Here is a 628-nt window from a genome sequence, read left to right on the forward strand (position 1 = left end):
GAGTAAATTTATTGCATATCTTGGGTAAATATTTTTACCTTGTCAAGATACTGTATGAAAAAACACTCCTTATAATGAGAAAAAACATGGACTCAATAAGGGGTTTAACATGCTAAATGAGAACATTAAGAGACTCCGAGAGGAAAAAGGAGTCACTCAGCTTGAAATGGCTAAATCTGTCGGAGCATCGGCAAAAACCGTTATGAACTGGGAATCAGGCAAGACTGAACCAAAAGCATCAGAGCTAGTTTTAATAGCTAAAAGACTTGGGGTATCAGTTAATGAAGTGCTTGGAAGAGAACAGAATCCACACGAAAGACTGATAGAGAAAATTAGTTCAGCGATTGGGGATTTCAACGACGCGGAGATCGAATCACTCTCGATAATGGTCGAAGGTTTGTATTTGAGGAATCAAAGCAACAGGGCTAGAAATAATTTCTCCTCAGATAAGACTCGCTAACGCTCAAACACTGGCGCGCTACGCTTGCGAATACACGGAGAACACTGATGGTTCAGTGGAATTTACCCCCGTAATACTAGACGGGGGTTTGGCTCCGCTTTTAGGTCCCTCCCGCAAAGCGGGCCCCTCCCAAAATGCTCGCTAACCGACGAAGTTATGACGATGAAG

The 628-nt window shown here is 42.8% G+C and carries 1 protein-coding gene; it reads left to right on the forward strand.

Annotation, left to right across the window (positions count from 1 at the left end; all coding sequences use genetic code 11):
* Positions 1-109 precede the first annotated feature (109 nt).
* A complete protein-coding gene (locus R7Z47_RS25480) occupies positions 110-460 on the forward strand; it encodes a helix-turn-helix transcriptional regulator (protein ID WP_017636227.1) in 351 nt (116 codons plus the stop codon).
* The last annotated feature ends 168 nt before the right edge of the window (positions 461-628 follow it).

It is taken from the genome of Vibrio sp. 1641 (assembly GCF_033339995.1).
Lineage (GTDB): Bacteria > Pseudomonadota > Gammaproteobacteria > Enterobacterales > Vibrionaceae > Vibrio > Vibrio alginolyticus.